The sequence below is a fragment of the Rhodococcus sp. BH4 genome (assembly GCF_002079265.1).
GTDB classification, from domain to species: domain Bacteria; phylum Actinomycetota; class Actinomycetes; order Mycobacteriales; family Mycobacteriaceae; genus Rhodococcus_F; species Rhodococcus_F qingshengii.
In genome coordinates, this window is record NZ_CP014941.1 from 3,172,014 (window position 1) to 3,186,653 (window position 14,640).

Sequence of the window (14,640 nt, forward strand, 5' to 3'; positions counted from 1 at the left end):
CAGCTTACGGCTATGTTCATTGCGTGGCCGAAGACCTCTATCACCGTTACGAATTCACATTCATCGTTCAGATGCTGACAGTCTCGCAAGAGCAGGCGATCGAAGAGAGCTTGGGCGGAAGGGTCGAGGACCGACGCGGGCTGCAGCTGCTGACGCTCACCTCGGAAGGTATGCGAGCGGCGACAACGGCTATCACAGTGGTGGACCAGTTGGTGGCTGCAGGCGTGCGTCCCCAGCGGACACATCCCGATCTGGTGTCACGTCAGGACATTGCCGACCGTGCGGGGGTGACGCGGCAAGCTGTCGGGCAGTGGGTGCGAGGGGTCCGGCAGGCGGCTACGCCTTTCCCGATTCCGTACAACTCGGTTGCCGGGGGGATCTGGTTCTGGGGCGACGTCCTGGATTGGTTGCGCCGTCAGGGGTACAGCCAGGACACCGGTTTGCGCTACCCGACGCTGGATGAACATATTCGCATCGACCGCCATATCGCGATCAATCACAAGACTGTGGGTTGATCGATCAAACGGTTTGCTTGAAAATAGCTATTGAAACAAACCGACGGTAGGTATAAAGTCCCAAAATACCTCAATCAATCTATCGGTGCGTCGGTCCTGCTCTGGGGGGAGTCTGGTCTGCGCTGCAGATACCCGAGCATGCGAGCAGGAATTCATGGTTTCGACCCCCGAAGTACGACCGATGCCCAAATCGGCCGCGCTCACGACTTCTGTGGCTATTTCCAGCGATGCAGCAACGGCGAAGCTACGTGAAGGTGTATCGGGCAGGGGCCGTCTGCGAGCGGCGACGGCGGCGCTGTTCCGGCGCTCACGCCCACGTACGACTTCCGCGCCACCGTTGAGCGTGCTTCTTCTCGTCACCTCCGACAACGGTCTCTCGCAGCGGGCCGGTCTTGTTCTTCGCGAGGCGGGACACCAAGTCCGTACAGCCGTCGTCGCCGACGCGGACGCAGTGCTGGCCGCGACTTCTTCGGGAGATTTTGACCTCGTCATCTGCCCGTTCTTGAAAGCCTATGTCCCGGAATCTGTTTGGCAGCGGTGGACGACGATCATCATCCATCCCGGCCCGCCCGGAGATCGCGGGCCGTCGTCGCTGGACTGGGCGATAACGGATGGCGAACCGATCTGGGGTGTCACGGCATTGCAGGCCGCTGAGGAACTCGACGCCGGGCCGGTGTGGGCCTGGCGGACGTTCGAACTCCGGAACGGGGCAACCAAATCCTCGGTATACAACGAGGAAGTCACCGACGCGGCGATGGAGTGCATTACGCAGGTCGTCGAACATTTCCGTACTCCTGACTTCCAGGCGATCCCATCGGACCGAGTTGCGCGGCCCGTGGCTTCGACCCGATCGCGGCCGAGCATGAAACAGGCCGATCGCGTTTTCAGCTGGGAGGAAGACGCGTCGAGCATCGTCCGCGCCGTCAACGCCGCCGACGGGTTTCCCGGCGTCGCCGTTCAGTTGGGGCTCGACCGGGTCTACGTCTACGACGCTCACCTCGATACCCACGTCGATGCAGCGCCCGGCACCATCGTCGAGTACTTCCACCAGGCAATACGTGTTGCCACCGGTGCGGGCTCCGTATGGATCGGACACGCGCGGCTCGTCGGCACCGGCAATGTCAAACTTCCGTCGACCGCGGTCGTACGTCCGGACGTGTTCGTTCCACAGGTCTGGGAGAGTCGTTACCCCGAGACCGACTATCACCGCGACGGCGAAATCGGATATCTCTCGGTCCGCTTCTACAACGGTGCGATGAGTACGAAGCAATGCGCGCGACTGGCCTCCAGGCTCCGCTGGGCGATCGCGCAGGACACCAAGATCCTTGTCCTGACGGGTGACTACGACAGATTCAGCAACGGTATCCACCTCAACGTCATCGAGGCCGCGTCGGATCAAGCCGGAGAAGCGTGGGCCAACATCAAAGCCATCAACGAGATCGCGAAAGCGATCGTCACCTGTACGGAACAGGTTGTGGTGGCGGCATTCACAGGCAACGCCGGTGCCGGCGGGGTCATGCTCCCGCTTGGAGCCGACGTAGTCGTGGCCAGGGACGGTGTGGTTCTCAATCCTCATTACGCCACGATGGGCCTGTTCGGCTCGGAACTGCACACGTACACACTTCCGGCTCGGGTCGGCGAGGAGCAGGCCCGCAGTCTGCTGGCCGAGTGCAGTGCGATAGGCATCCGTCGAGCCTTGGACATCGGACTTGTCGACGCGATCGGCCCCAGGCGGCCGGATCTGTTCGAGGCGTGGTTGCGCGAGGTCGCCACCGACTTGCTCGAAGGAGATCGGCTGGAATCGATGCTGGAGCGCAAACGTCTTCGACTGGAACGTGATCCGGTGGAGCCCTACGAGGAGCGTGAGCTCGAAGAGATGAAGATCGACATGTTCGGTGACCGCAACGGGTTTGCCGAGAAACGCCGGAACTTCGTGCTCAAGCTCTGATCGACACGCTGTTCGCCGACGCGACACGGGCAGTGCGAACAACGTCCCACAGTCGTCGCAGCAGGTCGTCACGCCTCTGCGCAGTGGACACGCTCGGGGCCTGATTGGTCGATATCGACGCAGCCACGGTGAGAATGGCTGCCACGTTGTCGGCGGTGTCGATCACCTGTAAATGCCGAGGTGACAGTGTCGACGGCCAGCGGTGTCCGGCCTGGGCCTGCAGGGCTTCGGCGACCAGCGTACGAGCGTCGTTTCCAGGCATTCCGGTGGCTACGGCCGGAAGCCCGCCGAGCACCTCGGCTGCGTCCCGAACAGCTTGGCGCAGTTCGTATTCGGCTTCGCGGAGTCCGATCGATTCGGCGCTGCCCGCCACAGTGGGAATGGAGAAGACCGTCCATCGCAGGACGTCCGGGCCTTCCTTCGACGGCACGAGTCCGACTCCCGGCTTGCCGACGGCGCCGATCTGTATCCCTTCACCCGTTGCGATCGCAGCGCGCGCGAACTCGGTCCCGGTGGGCAGACCACGTACGTCACCGGCCGTGGGAAGGACCAGGCGGACCTCGGCAGCCTCCGAGCGCGCGATTCTGAGCAGGGTGGGCACGCCGGAAGCCGTGACTCCCGGCCATTCGAGATCGTGGCGGACCGCGGTTTCCGCATCGGCGGCGCCGATCAGGTGCATCGGTGCCCACGCGGCAAGGGCGTCGATGACGTCGTCCGGCGCAGCGTCGCCGGCGAGCCATGACGCTGCCCACACGGTGAGGGTTGCGCTGGGAGAACTCATGACCGTGAAGTTTAGTTCGGCGTGGCGACATGCGCGGCCCCGGCGTTGTGACCTAGCGTGATCCGGCGTGAGCGGTGGCAACGGATACGGTGACATTTTTGCGGGTCATACCCGCAAACAGAAGCGCGTGACGCCTGAAGTGGCGGCGGAGCGTGATCTTGTCGTCGAGGATGCGGCGACGGGATTCTGCGGTGCGGTAGTCGGTTTCGAGCGCACGTACGACGGCGATTTCGTGCGACTCGAGGACGGTCGTTCCCGGACGCGGTTGTTCGCGATGCGCGAGGCGGCCTTCCTCATCGACGGCTCACCGGTCACCCTCGTACGCCCGGCCCCCAAGCCCGTGTCCACCAAACCCGCACGGTCGGCTTCGGGTTCGACGCGAGTCGAAGGCTTACGCGCCCGCACGGCACTGCCCAGCCGGATCTGGGTGGAGGGAGTACACGATGCTGCCCTCGTCGAGCGGGTGTGGGGTCACGATCTTCGCGTCGAAGGTGTTGTCGTCGAACATCTCGAAGGACTCGACAATCTGGGGGAGCGGCTTGCCGAATTCGGGCCTGGTCCCGGCCGCCGCGTCGGGGTCCTGGTCGACCACCTGGTCACCGGTTCCAAGGAAACCCAACTGACTCAGGGCCTCGGCCCGGACGTGTTGGTGACCGGGCACCCGTACATCGACGTGTGGGAGGCCGTTCGTCCCAAATCTGTCGGAATCGCCTCCTGGCCGAAGATTCCACGCGGCGAGGATTGGAAGACGGGAATCTGCCGCGAACTGGGCTGGGGGACACCTCAGGAGGGCTGGCGGCGGGTCTACAACTCGGTCGAGAGCTTCCGCGATCTGGAAGCTCCTTTGATCGGTGCAGTCGAACAACTTGTCGATTTCGTTACCGAGCCGAACTGACGTAGCGGCGGCCTGGGTCACACATTCTGGTTAGATGGTGTTGTGGCTGCACTTATTTGGCTGATCGGAGCACTGGTGCTCGCCGGGGCCGAAGCACTGGTGGGGGATTTCTTCCTGCTGATGCTCGCCGGTGGGGCGCTCGCTACTGCCGGTGTCAGTGCTGTCACCGACTTCCCGGTGTGGGTCGACGCCGTCATGTTCGGAGTGTTCTCCGCCGCCCTCGTCCTGGGCGTGCGACCGATCATGTTGCGTCGCTTCGGTAGTCCGCCGCCGACCCCGACCGGAATACAGGCACTCGAAGGTAAGCACGCTCTGGTTCTGGAAGAAGTGGGCGAGCATTCCGGGCAGGTCAAGTTGGACGGCGAGGTGTGGACTGCCAGGCCGTACGACACCACCGAGGTGTACCCGCCGGGTACCAAGGTGACGGTGATGGAAATCAACGGCGCAACAGCAGTCGTCTGGAGGGGACCTTAATGGCAGCACTCATAGTGCTCGGTGTGTTGGTGCTATTCGTGATCTTGGTGGTCGCGAAGTCGGTAGCACTGGTACCGCAGGCAGAAGCCGCGGTGATCGAGCGGCTCGGTAGGTATTCGAAGACGGTGTCCGGGCAGCTCACGTTCTTGATCCCGTTCGCCGATCGTGTGCGCGCCAAGGTGGATCTTCGTGAGCGGGTGGTCTCCTTCCCACCGCAGCCGGTGATCACCCAGGACAACCTGACACTGTCCATCGACACGGTGGTGTACTTCCAGGTCACCAATCCGCAAGCTGCGGTGTACGAGATCAGCAACTACATCGCTGCCGTCGAGCAGTTGGCAACCACCACGCTGCGAAACGTCGTCGGCGGAATGACCCTCGAAGAGACGCTTACCTCGCGTGATTCCATCAACGGTCAGCTTCGTGGTGTCCTCGACGAGGCGACTGGTCGCTGGGGCCTGCGAGTGGCCCGCGTCGAGCTCAAGAGCATCGATCCGCCGCCCTCGATCCAGGAGTCGATGGAAAAGCAGATGAAGGCGGACCGCGAGAAGCGCGCGATGATTCTGACGGCTGAAGGTCACCGCGAATCCGCTATCAAGACCGCCGAGGGTGCCAAGCAGAGCCAGATTCTTTCTGCCGAGGGAAACAAGCAGGCCTCGATCCTGAACGCCGAGGGTGAGCGTCAGTCCCAGATCCTTCGCGCTCAAGGTGACCGCGCGGCCAAGTACTTGCAGGCTCAAGGCGAGGCCAAGGCCATCGAGAAGGTTTTCGCTGCAATCAAGTCCGGTAAGCCGACTCCGGAATTGCTTGCATACCAGTATCTTCAGACGTTGCCGCAGATGGCGCAAGGCGATGCGAACAAGGTGTGGCTCGTACCCAGCGACTTCGGTGACGCGCTGAAGGGATTTGCCAAAACGCTTGGCGCGCAAGGGCAGGATGGCGTTTTCCGGTACGAGCCGCCGGCCGCCGAAGAGAATCTTCCCAATCCTGAGGACGATTCAGCCGAGGTGGCGGAGTGGTTCGAGACCAAATCCGATCCGGCTATCGCGGAAGCAGTGCGCGCTGCTGAAGTTGCTGCACGCACACCGGTCGAAGACCCGGCAGCTGCGGTCAGGCACCGCCGTGAGAGTGCGCCCGAGCAGCCTGGATTCGTAGATCCCGCGTTGCCACAGCAGGGCGAAAATCCTTGGCCGGGTCAGTTGCCGCTGCCGCCCGAGCGTGAAGATTTCCAGCAGAAGTACCCGTACCAGGGGCAGCCGCCCGAGGGTGGCCAGCGCCAGTAGACGCCTCTCGTAGCGAACGTTGATCGGGACGGGCACTCATCACCTACGTGATGAGTGCCCGTCCCGTTCCGCATACGGCGATCGCCCAGAGGACACTGACGAAGGTTCCCATGATGAACTGCTCGGACGCATGAGGTTCGCGAAGTTCCGGGTACCGCGCGAGCCCCTTGACTGCCAAGACGATCGCGATGCCTTCCGGCCAGGTTGCGAGAATCGATGCCGCCACCGCGAGCCGTTCGAGGATGCCGATCACACGTCCGCCGCGAAGAGGTCCGGCGTCCGGTGCCGGGCTCCCGTCCGGTTGGCGACGAGCGATCTTGAAGGTGGCAAGTACCAACGGTGCACCGGCCGTGGCGGCGGCAAGTACGCACAGGACAAGCGTCGCCCCGAGAGCGAAACCGGTGACCGGGGTCGTTCGGGTCGATGCCAGTGCGGCAACACCCAGCGCCGGAAGAGCCACCACGGACGACGCCCATTCGGGGACTTCCAGTCGACCACGACTGAGCGGTCCCAGTGCCGCTGCAACTGCTGGTGCCGCGGCGGCGACGGCGAGCGCGATCAACGCCAGAACGACCATGTATTCGAGCCCCCTGCTGTGTCGACGAGTTTGTACCGGTGCGAGCGTGAGCAGTCTAGGGCTGGAGTCTGACCAAAAGTCGTTCTGCGAGTCTGCGCCCGGCGAGTTCTGCGTGCCACCCGGCTGTCAGGAGTCGCTTGGACATGGCCTGTTTGGTGATTCCGAGGTGGGCCGCTGCGCTGACCTGAGTGAGTCCGCTGTCCATCAGGGCGATGGCTTCGCGTCCGTCCTTCGTCTGTCTCGTGACGATCGTTCCGAGCAAGGTGAACGCGGCATCGACATCTGCGGCGAGTTCGTCGCGTGAGCTATCCGCCGGCGCCTGTTCGACGGCAATTCTGGCCGGAGCTCGCTTGGCTCGCTCGACGGCGATCCGAGCAGCTTCGAATGCCGGTCCGCGTCCGGCCCGGGTCTGCCGTGGGAGAGGCTGCTCGACGGGACCGATCCCGATCCCGACACTCCAGTGCTCGCGCCGAATCAGCTCGAGTGCGACGAGGACGAGTAGCGCCGGATCGTCGGTCACCGCTTGAATCTCGTCGCCCGCTGTGCGCTCGAACGGCCGCAGGAGCCTGCAATCGGCCATGTCGTCGATGATGTCCCCGACGCGGTCGACATCCCGTCGGCTACCTCGCTGATCCACCGTCAGTACAAACATTAGTCAATGCTAGATAGTTGACTTTCAATAGTCAATCGTTTTGGGTTGACTCAATCAAATCAACCTCTTGGGGTTGACCGTTGTCAACGATGGTTTCGCCCGGTGAAGACTGACGGCGAGCGTCGAACACCAGACCGGCGATGCCGATCGCAATGCAGATCCCGGACAGAATCAGGAGACGAGGATCGGCTTCGCCGGAGAGCGCATCGCCCAGAACGACAATCCCAACAGTGCCGGGCAAGATGCCGACGACGGTGGCAAGGATGTAGGGCACGATCCGGATCGACGAAATGCCGCAGCAGTAGTTCACCACCGAGAAGGGGACAAACGCGATCAAGCGCAGAGAGCCGACGGCCAGCCACCCCCGCTTTTCGATCCGCTCGTCCACCCGCCGGATCGTCGGACTCGAAATCCGTTGCCACACGACGTCGCGGCCGATGGCGCGGACCAGGTAGAGGGCCAGAACGGCGCTCACAGTCGTTGCCGCCACGGTAAGAGCGATGCCGGTCACCGAGCCGAAAAGAACCCCCGCGCTGAGCGTGAAGACGGTGCGCGGGAACGGCGCGACGGTGACTATCGAATGAACCAGGAAGAACACGAGGGGAAACGCCGGGCCAACCGAGTCCGCCCACTCTCGCACCTGGGACACCGTGGGATGTGGGGCGAGGAGGGCTGCGAGGAACAAAGCGAGCACTACCAGGACTATTGCGATCAATCTTCGGTCCAGCAGGCGTCCCATCACAGGTCACAAGGCTACCTGCGAACGGTGAACCGGGCCGACTGCCGACCCGCAATCGTGAGTCGAACATCGCCACGGGGGCGGGAAAGCGACGTGCTCCAGGCGACAATGAAACGGCGCTGTGACGAAAACCACTAGGCTTTCGGAGTGGCCTTCACCTGCAGTCCCGGCCAGTGAAACGAACTCGCGGGTAACCCGCAAACATGCTGAACAATCGCTAGGTAAGGGCCGGTTACACGTGCACGAACGACCGAATCCGCACGTCGCCCGGCCGGTCGGAAAGTGGCCACGAACAGCCCTGTGAAGAACATGACGTGATCCTCACGATATCTGGGCTCAACCGCGGGTTAGCATCACAGAACTAACGAACAAATCCGATTATCGGTAAAGCGCTCACGCAAAAAATGAGAGGGAGCGGACACAGTGTCATTAGCTTCAGAAGCCGAGGCTGTCGAGCAGGCGTACGCGGAGTGGCAGCGCTCCGTAGCCGGTGTGCTCGCCAAGTCCCGCAGAGTCGATGCGGCAGAACTGGGCCCCGAGCCACAGAAACTGCTCGAAACCGTCACCTACGACGGTGTCACTGTCGCACCGCTCTACAGCCCACGCGACGAGCGTCCCGAGCAGAGCTTGCCGGGCACGTTTCCGTACGTGCGTGGCGTCGACGCTCACCGTGATGTCAATGCCGGTTGGTTGGTTTCCGCTGCATTCGGAACCGCCTCGGCGGCCGAGACCAATCGCGCCATCCTGGACGCCCTCGAAAACGGAGTCAGCGCACTCTGGTTGAAGGTGGGCGCCGACGGCGTTCCGGTCACCGACCTCGCCGCTGCGCTCGAGGGCGTGCTTCTCGACCTCGCACCGCTCACGCTCGATGCAGGCGCAGCGACAAACGATGCAGCCCGAGCACTCTTCTCACTCCTCGATGCACGCAGCGAAGCCGGCGACGGTGTCAGCGATCGCAGCAGTATCCGAGTTCACCTCGGTGCAGCACCGCTGACCAGTTCGTTCTCCGGCGCAGCCGACGTCGAATTTGCAGGCGCAGTCGAGTTGGCCGCCCTCGCCGCCGCTCGTGCGGAAACCGTGCACGCGATCACCGTGGACGGCACGGCCTTTCACAACGCGGGTGCCGGCGACGCCGAAGAACTCGGAGCCGCAATCGCCGCCGGCCTCGAGTACCTCCGTGCACTCACCGCCCAGAGCGGCCTGACCATCGGTGCTGCGTTGTCGCAGTTGGCTTTCCGCTACGCGGCAACCGACGATCAGTTCCAGACCATCGCGAAGTTCCGCGCCGCACGTCTCGTATGGGCACGCATCGCCCAGGTCTGCGGAGCTTCCGATTTCGGTGGAGCGCCGCAGCACGCAGTCACCTCCGCCGCGATGATGGCTCAGCGTGATCCCTGGGTGAACATGCTGCGCACGACCCTCGCTGCATTCGGCGCCGGCGTCGGCGGAGCAGATGCAGTGACTGTTCTTCCGTTCGACGTCGCCCTGGCCGACGGCACCCTCGGTGTCAGCAAGTCCTTCTCCTCGCGCATCGCGCGCAACACACAGCTGCTCCTGCTCGAGGAGTCGCACCTGGGCCGTGTCCTCGATCCGTCGGCCGGGTCTTGGTACGTCGAGGACCTGACACAGCAGATCGCCGCCACCGCGTGGGAGTTCTTCCAGGAAATCGAAGCAGCCGGCGGATATCTGGCGGCACTCGAAGCGGGAATCGTCTCCGGTCGCATCGCCGCTACCAAGGCCAAGCGCGACTCCGACATCGCACACCGCAAGACCACGGTCACCGGTGTCAACGAGTTCCCGAACCTCGGCGAAACGCCGCTGTCCGCCGAAGCCGTCGAGCCCGGCCAGTCCGTCGCCCGCTACGCAGCTGCATTCGAAGCGCTTCGTGACCGTTCGGACGCGTTCCTCGCCGCCGGCGGCGCCCGTCCCACTGCGCTTCTCGCGCCGCTGGGCTCGGTTGCAGAACACAACGTGCGCACCACGTTTGCGTCCAACCTGCTCGCTTCGGGTGGTATCGACGCAGTCAACCCCGGCCCGCTCGAGGTGGGCGCCGAGGCCATCTCCGCTGCAGTCAAGGCTTCCGGTGCCACCGTCGCCGTGCTGTGCGGCACGGACAAGCGCTACGGCGAGAGCGCCGCAGCGGCCGTCGCCGAACTTCGCGCCGCCGGCATCACCAAGGTGCTGCTCGCAGGACCGGAGAAGGCAGTCGCCGACGCGACCGGCGATTCTCGCCCGGACGGATTCCTCACCGCCCGCATCGACGCAGTGTCGGCTCTGACCGAACTGCTCGACTTCATCGAGACGGGAAGCTCCAAGTGACGACACGAGAGGTCAAGCACGTGATCGGCAGTTTCGCCGAGGTCCCACTCGAGGACCCGCAGTCTCCGGCACCCACACCGCCGTCGGTCGAGCAGGCCCAGGCGCTCATCGAAGAGGGCGCCAACGCCAACAACTACGCCGCCGAGCAGGTTGTCTGGTCCACCCCCGAAGGCATCGACGTCAAGCCGGTGTACACCGGTGCGGACCGCACGGCCGCCGCCGAGTCGGGTTACCCGCTCGACAGCTTCCCGGGCGCAGCGCCGTTCCTGCGTGGTCCGTACCCGACCATGTACGTGAACCAGCCGTGGACCATTCGCCAGTACGCCGGATTCTCCACTGCCGCGGAGTCGAATGCGTTCTACCGTCGTAACCTCGCGGCCGGTCAGAAGGGTCTCTCGGTCGCCTTCGACCTCGCCACACACCGCGGCTACGACTCCGATCATCCTCGCGTTGCCGGTGACGTCGGAATGGCCGGTGTCGCAATCGATTCCATCCTCGACATGCGTCAGCTCTTCGACGGAATCGACCTCTCGCAGGTCTCGGTCTCGATGACGATGAACGGCGCCGTGCTGCCGATTCTCGCGCTGTACGTCGCTGCGGCAGGCGAGCAAGGTGTCACTCCGGACAAGCTGGCCGGAACGATCCAGAACGACATCCTCAAAGAGTTCATGGTTCGTAACACCTACATCTATCCGCCGAAGCCCTCGATGCGGATCATCTCGGACATCTTCGCGTATTCCAGCGCGGAAATGCCGAAGTACAACTCCATCTCCATCTCGGGCTACCACATCCAGGAAGCCGGAGCGACGGCCGATCTGGAACTGGCGTACACCCTCGCCGACGGCGTCGAGTACATCCGCGCCGGCCTCGACGCCGGTATGGACATCGACAAGTTCGCACCTCGCCTGTCCTTCTTCTGGGCCATCGGCATGAACTTCTTCATGGAGGTCGCCAAGCTCCGCGCCGGACGCCTCCTGTGGGCCGAGCTTGTCGCCAAGTTCGACCCCAAGAGCGCGAAGTCGCTCTCGCTGCGTACCCACTCGCAGACCTCCGGCTGGTCCCTGACCGCGCAGGACGTCTTCAACAACGTGCCGCGTACCTGCGTCGAAGCCATGGCTGCCACCCAGGGCCACACCCAGTCCTTGCACACCAACGCACTCGACGAAGCGATCGCATTGCCGACGGACTTCTCCGCCCGCATCGCCCGTAACACCCAGTTGCTGCTGCAGCAGGAATCCGGCACCGTGCGTCCCATCGACCCGTGGGGTGGCTCGTACTACGTCGAGTGGCTCACCAACGAACTCGCCAACCGGGCTCGTAAGCACATCGAAGAGGTCGAGGAAGCCGGCGGAATGGCTCAGGCCATCAACGAAGGCATCCCGAAGCTGCGCATCGAGGAAGCTGCCGCCCGCACCCAGGCACGCATCGACTCCGGTCGGCAGCCGCTCGTCGGCGTCAACAAGTACGTTCCCGACGAGGTCGACACCATCGAAGTTCTCAAGGTCGAGAACTCCAAGGTCCGCAAGGAACAGCTCGAGAAGTTGGTTCGCCTTCGCGCGGAACGTGATCCGGAAGCCGTCGAGGCCGCACTGGCGAACCTCACTCGCGCTGCCGCATCCACCGAAGGCGGCATGGAGAACAACCTCCTCGCCCTCGCTGTCGTCGCCGCCCGCGCGATGGCTACCGTCGGCGAGATTTCCGACGCCCTCGAAAAGGTGTACGGACGCCACCAGGCCGAGATCCGCACCATCAGTGGTGTGTACCGCGACGAGGCAGGAACGGTGAGCAACATCAGCAAGGCGATGGAACTGGTCGAGAAGTTCGCCGAGGACGAGGGACGTCGTCCCCGCATCCTCGTCGCGAAGATGGGCCAGGACGGTCACGACCGTGGCCAGAAGGTCATCTCCACCGCCTTCGCGGACATCGGATTCGACGTCGACGTCGGACCGCTGTTCCAGACCCCCGAAGAGGTCGCCAATCAGGCGGCCGACAACGACGTCCACGTAGTCGGTGTGTCGTCGTTGGCAGCCGGTCACCTCACCTTGGTGCCGGCGCTGCGGGAGGCTTTGGCTGCGGCCGGTCGTCCCGACATCATGATCGTCGTCGGCGGCGTCATTCCGCCTGGTGACTTCGACGAACTCTACGAGGCCGGCGCTGCTGCCATCTTCCCGCCCGGCACCGTCATCGCCGACGCTGCCAGCGGATTGTTGGAGAAGCTCTCCGCCCAACTGGGTCACGACAACAGCTGAGAAGGGGGTCACTGAAGATGGCACGTCAGCCCATCGACATTGATTCCCTCGCCGAGGCGGTGCGCGGAAATCAGCGTGCCGGCCTCGCTCGGGCGATCACCCTCGTCGAGTCCACTCGCGACGACCACCGGGCCCTCGCGCAGCAACTTCTACTGAAGTTGCTGCCGGAGGCCGGGGGAGCGCACCGGATCGGCATCACCGGAGTTCCCGGCGTCGGCAAGTCGACCTTCATCGACGCGCTCGGAATGTACTTGCTGAGCAAGGGACATCGGGTTGCGGTGTTGGCGGTCGATCCGTCGTCCACCCGCACCGGCGGCTCGATTCTCGGCGACAAGACACGCATGGCTCGGCTCACCGTCGAACCGAATGCGTACATCCGGCCGTCACCGACGTCCGGCACGCTCGGTGGTGTAGCCAAGGCAACCCGCGAGACCATCGTGCTTCTCGAAGCTGCCGGTTTCGACGTCATCCTGGTGGAAACGGTGGGTGTCGGCCAGTCCGAAGTCACTGTTGCCAACATGGTGGACTGCTTCACGTTCCTGACCCTCGCTCGTACCGGTGATCAGCTCCAGGGCATCAAGAAGGGTGTCCTCGAGCTCGCAGATCTGGTGGCGGTCAACAAGGCCGATGGCAAGCATGAGCGCGAGGCAAAGGGCGCTGCCCGCGAATTGGCGGGTGCGCTTCGCCTGATCTACCCGCACGACGCCATCTGGAAGCCGCCCGTCATCACGATGAGCGGTCTCGAAGGTGTCGGGCTGGACGAGTTCTGGGGAACTGTCACCAAACACCGTGAGGTGCTCACCGAAGCGGGACAGTTCGAGGAGAAGCGTCGCAAGCAACAGGTCGATTGGACCTGGACGATGGTCAACGATCAGCTGCTACGCAGGCTCTCGAGCAACGATCGGGTGCGTGCGATCCGGGCCGACGTCGAGCAGAGCGTGCGTGACGGTTCGCTGACGGCAGCGTTGGCGGCGGGGCGAATTCTCGACGCGTTCGACGGAAGCAACTAGCGCGGAAAGAACGAAATCCCGGGTATCCGAGCGCGGATACCCGGGATTTCTTCTGTGACGAGCTATCGTTCGCGTTTGACTGCAGGCTCGGTGAGTTCGGTCTCGACAGCGAGTTCGACTCCCGTGAAATCGCCTTCTGCCTCGGCCGGGGTGAGCGTGGACCGCTTCCACGCGTAGAACAGCAGCGCTGCCCACGCGCCGAGAATGGTCAGGTAACCGGCCACTGTGACCGCCCCGGTGATGTCGAAGGATTTGAACAGCTTCTGTGCGTTGGTCAACACGATGACGCCGCCCACCGCCGTTCCGAGCAAGGTTGCAGGTACGCGGCTGACCAGCCACGCCGCGAACGGAGCTGCGATGACACCGCCGAGCGCGAGACCGGCGACAACGAGGAGGTTTCCCGCCGACTCACGTCCCAATCCGACAAGGAATCCCAGCGACGCGGCTGACGCGACCAGAAACTCCGAGGCGCTGACCGAGCCGATCACGGTGCGCGGCGCGGTCTTTCCTCGTGAGAGCAGCGTGCTGGTGGTGATCGGACCCCAACCACCACCGCCGGATGCATCGATGAAACCACCGAACAGGCCGAGTGGGGACAGGAAACGTGCAGTGTGCGGGGTGGTACGAGCGTCCGCGACGGCCGGTGGGCGGACCGAAAAGCGTAGTGCCACATAGATACCGATGGCCAGCAGGATCGTCGCCGTGATGGGGACTGCCGCTTCGGTGGACAGACCCGAGAGCACAGTTGCGCCGATGAATGCACCGACTGCGCCGGGCACACCGAGCTTGGCGACGAGCTTCCAGTCGATGTTCTTGAACTTCCAATGCGACACACCCGAAGCGAGGGTGGTGCCGACCTCGGCCAGGTGAACAGCGGCGCTGGCCTGAGCCGGACCGAGGCCACCGATCATCAACAGAGTGGTTGCGGTGACACCGAAGGCCATACCGAGGGCGCCGTCGACGAGCTGGGCGCCGACGCCGACAAGGGTGAACAAAAGAAGGTTGAACATGAGAAGACAGACCCCGAGCGAAGAAGCGACAAAGTCAGGGGTGCAGGCAGCGAGAATCGCCGCTCAGCAACACGCCTGATCGAAGCATGCGCTACGACGAGTGGGCCAGAACGCCATCAATCCGAGCGCAAATGCCGGGGAGGCATCGTGGCTGGAAATCTGCACGTCAGGTCCTTTGTTCTCGTTCG

General features: G+C 63.7%; 13 protein-coding genes. 8 read left to right on the forward strand and 5 right to left on the reverse strand.

The window, feature by feature from the left end:
* The first annotated feature begins 23 nt into the window (after nucleotides 1-23).
* Both A0W34_RS14790 and A0W34_RS14795 read left to right on the forward strand, forming a co-directional pair.
* Nucleotides 24-515 carry a hypothetical protein gene (locus A0W34_RS14790; protein WP_003944993.1) on the forward strand — a complete coding sequence of 164 codons (492 nt, stop codon included), beginning with the start codon at nucleotides 24-26 and terminating at the stop codon, nucleotides 513-515.
* A gap of 154 nt (nucleotides 516-669) precedes the next feature.
* Complete coding sequence (locus tag A0W34_RS14795) at nucleotides 670-2,463, forward strand: enoyl-CoA hydratase-related protein (protein WP_081557868.1); 1,794 nt, start codon at nucleotides 670-672, stop codon at nucleotides 2,461-2,463.
* Here the strand turns inward: A0W34_RS14795 and A0W34_RS14800 are convergent.
* Nucleotides 2,453-3,244 carry a hypothetical protein gene (locus A0W34_RS14800; RefSeq protein ID WP_075833170.1) on the reverse strand — a complete coding sequence of 264 codons (792 nt, stop codon included), beginning with the start codon at nucleotides 3,242-3,244 and terminating at the stop codon, nucleotides 2,453-2,455. The two genes, A0W34_RS14795 and A0W34_RS14800, sit on opposite strands and share 11 nt — an antisense overlap.
* Nucleotides 3,245-3,311: 67 nt before the next feature.
* On the opposite strand from A0W34_RS14800, the gene A0W34_RS14805 reads away from it, so the two are divergent.
* The 3 genes from A0W34_RS14805 to A0W34_RS14815 are packed head-to-tail and all read left to right on the forward strand — an operon-like array spanning nucleotide 3,312 to nucleotide 5,896.
* Nucleotides 3,312-4,139, forward strand: a complete 828-nt coding sequence (locus tag A0W34_RS14805) for a DUF3097 domain-containing protein (protein ID WP_065455737.1) — start codon at nucleotides 3,312-3,314, stop codon at nucleotides 4,137-4,139.
* Between the two features lie 42 nt (nucleotides 4,140-4,181).
* A complete protein-coding gene (locus tag A0W34_RS14810; protein WP_003944877.1) occupies nucleotides 4,182-4,613 on the forward strand; it encodes an NfeD family protein in 432 nt (143 codons plus the stop codon).
* Nucleotides 4,613-5,896 carry an SPFH domain-containing protein gene (locus A0W34_RS14815; RefSeq protein ID WP_030536387.1) on the forward strand — a complete coding sequence of 428 codons (1,284 nt, stop codon included), beginning with the start codon at nucleotides 4,613-4,615 and terminating at the stop codon, nucleotides 5,894-5,896. Before A0W34_RS14810 ends, A0W34_RS14815 begins: the two co-directional genes overlap by 1 nt.
* A gap of 43 nt (nucleotides 5,897-5,939) precedes the next feature.
* Here the strand turns inward: A0W34_RS14815 and A0W34_RS14820 are convergent, their stop codons facing one another.
* Genes A0W34_RS14820 through A0W34_RS14830 form a run of 3 tightly spaced genes read right to left on the reverse strand, consistent with a single transcriptional unit; the run spans nucleotide 5,940 to nucleotide 7,864 of the window.
* The gene (locus A0W34_RS14820) at nucleotides 5,940-6,473 is read right to left on the reverse strand and encodes a hypothetical protein (protein ID WP_003944797.1); all 534 of its coding nucleotides are present in this window, start codon (nucleotides 6,471-6,473) and stop codon (nucleotides 5,940-5,942) included.
* 55 nt (nucleotides 6,474-6,528) lie between these two features.
* Nucleotides 6,529-7,125: a hypothetical protein gene (locus tag A0W34_RS14825; protein WP_042449124.1), complete on the reverse strand. Its 597-nt coding sequence runs from the start codon at nucleotides 7,123-7,125 to the stop codon at nucleotides 6,529-6,531.
* 31 nt (nucleotides 7,126-7,156) lie between these two features.
* Entirely contained in the window at nucleotides 7,157-7,864 is a 708-nt protein-coding gene (locus tag A0W34_RS14830) for a TVP38/TMEM64 family protein (RefSeq protein ID WP_198035711.1), read from the reverse strand.
* A 423-nt stretch (nucleotides 7,865-8,287) separates the two neighbouring features.
* Here A0W34_RS14830 and mutA point away from each other — a divergent pair, with 423 nt between their 5' ends.
* The 3 genes from mutA to meaB are packed head-to-tail and all read left to right on the forward strand — an operon-like array spanning nucleotide 8,288 to nucleotide 13,442.
* A complete protein-coding gene (gene mutA / locus A0W34_RS14835; RefSeq protein WP_030536386.1) occupies nucleotides 8,288-10,183 on the forward strand; it encodes a methylmalonyl-CoA mutase small subunit in 1,896 nt (631 codons plus the stop codon).
* Nucleotides 10,180-12,432, forward strand: a complete 2,253-nt coding sequence (gene scpA / locus A0W34_RS14840) for a methylmalonyl-CoA mutase (RefSeq protein WP_003944912.1) — start codon at nucleotides 10,180-10,182, stop codon at nucleotides 12,430-12,432. Before mutA ends, scpA begins: the two co-directional genes overlap by 4 nt.
* 17 nt (nucleotides 12,433-12,449) lie before the next feature.
* A complete protein-coding gene (gene meaB / locus A0W34_RS14845; protein ID WP_007727819.1) occupies nucleotides 12,450-13,442 on the forward strand; it encodes a methylmalonyl Co-A mutase-associated GTPase MeaB in 993 nt (330 codons plus the stop codon).
* Between the two features lie 62 nt (nucleotides 13,443-13,504).
* Here meaB and A0W34_RS14850 read toward each other — a convergent pair whose 3' ends face one another.
* Nucleotides 13,505-14,452, reverse strand: coding sequence for a sulfite exporter TauE/SafE family protein (locus A0W34_RS14850; RefSeq protein ID WP_007727818.1), 948 nt, complete (start codon nucleotides 14,450-14,452; stop codon nucleotides 13,505-13,507).
* Nucleotides 14,453-14,640: the final 188 nt, after the last annotated feature.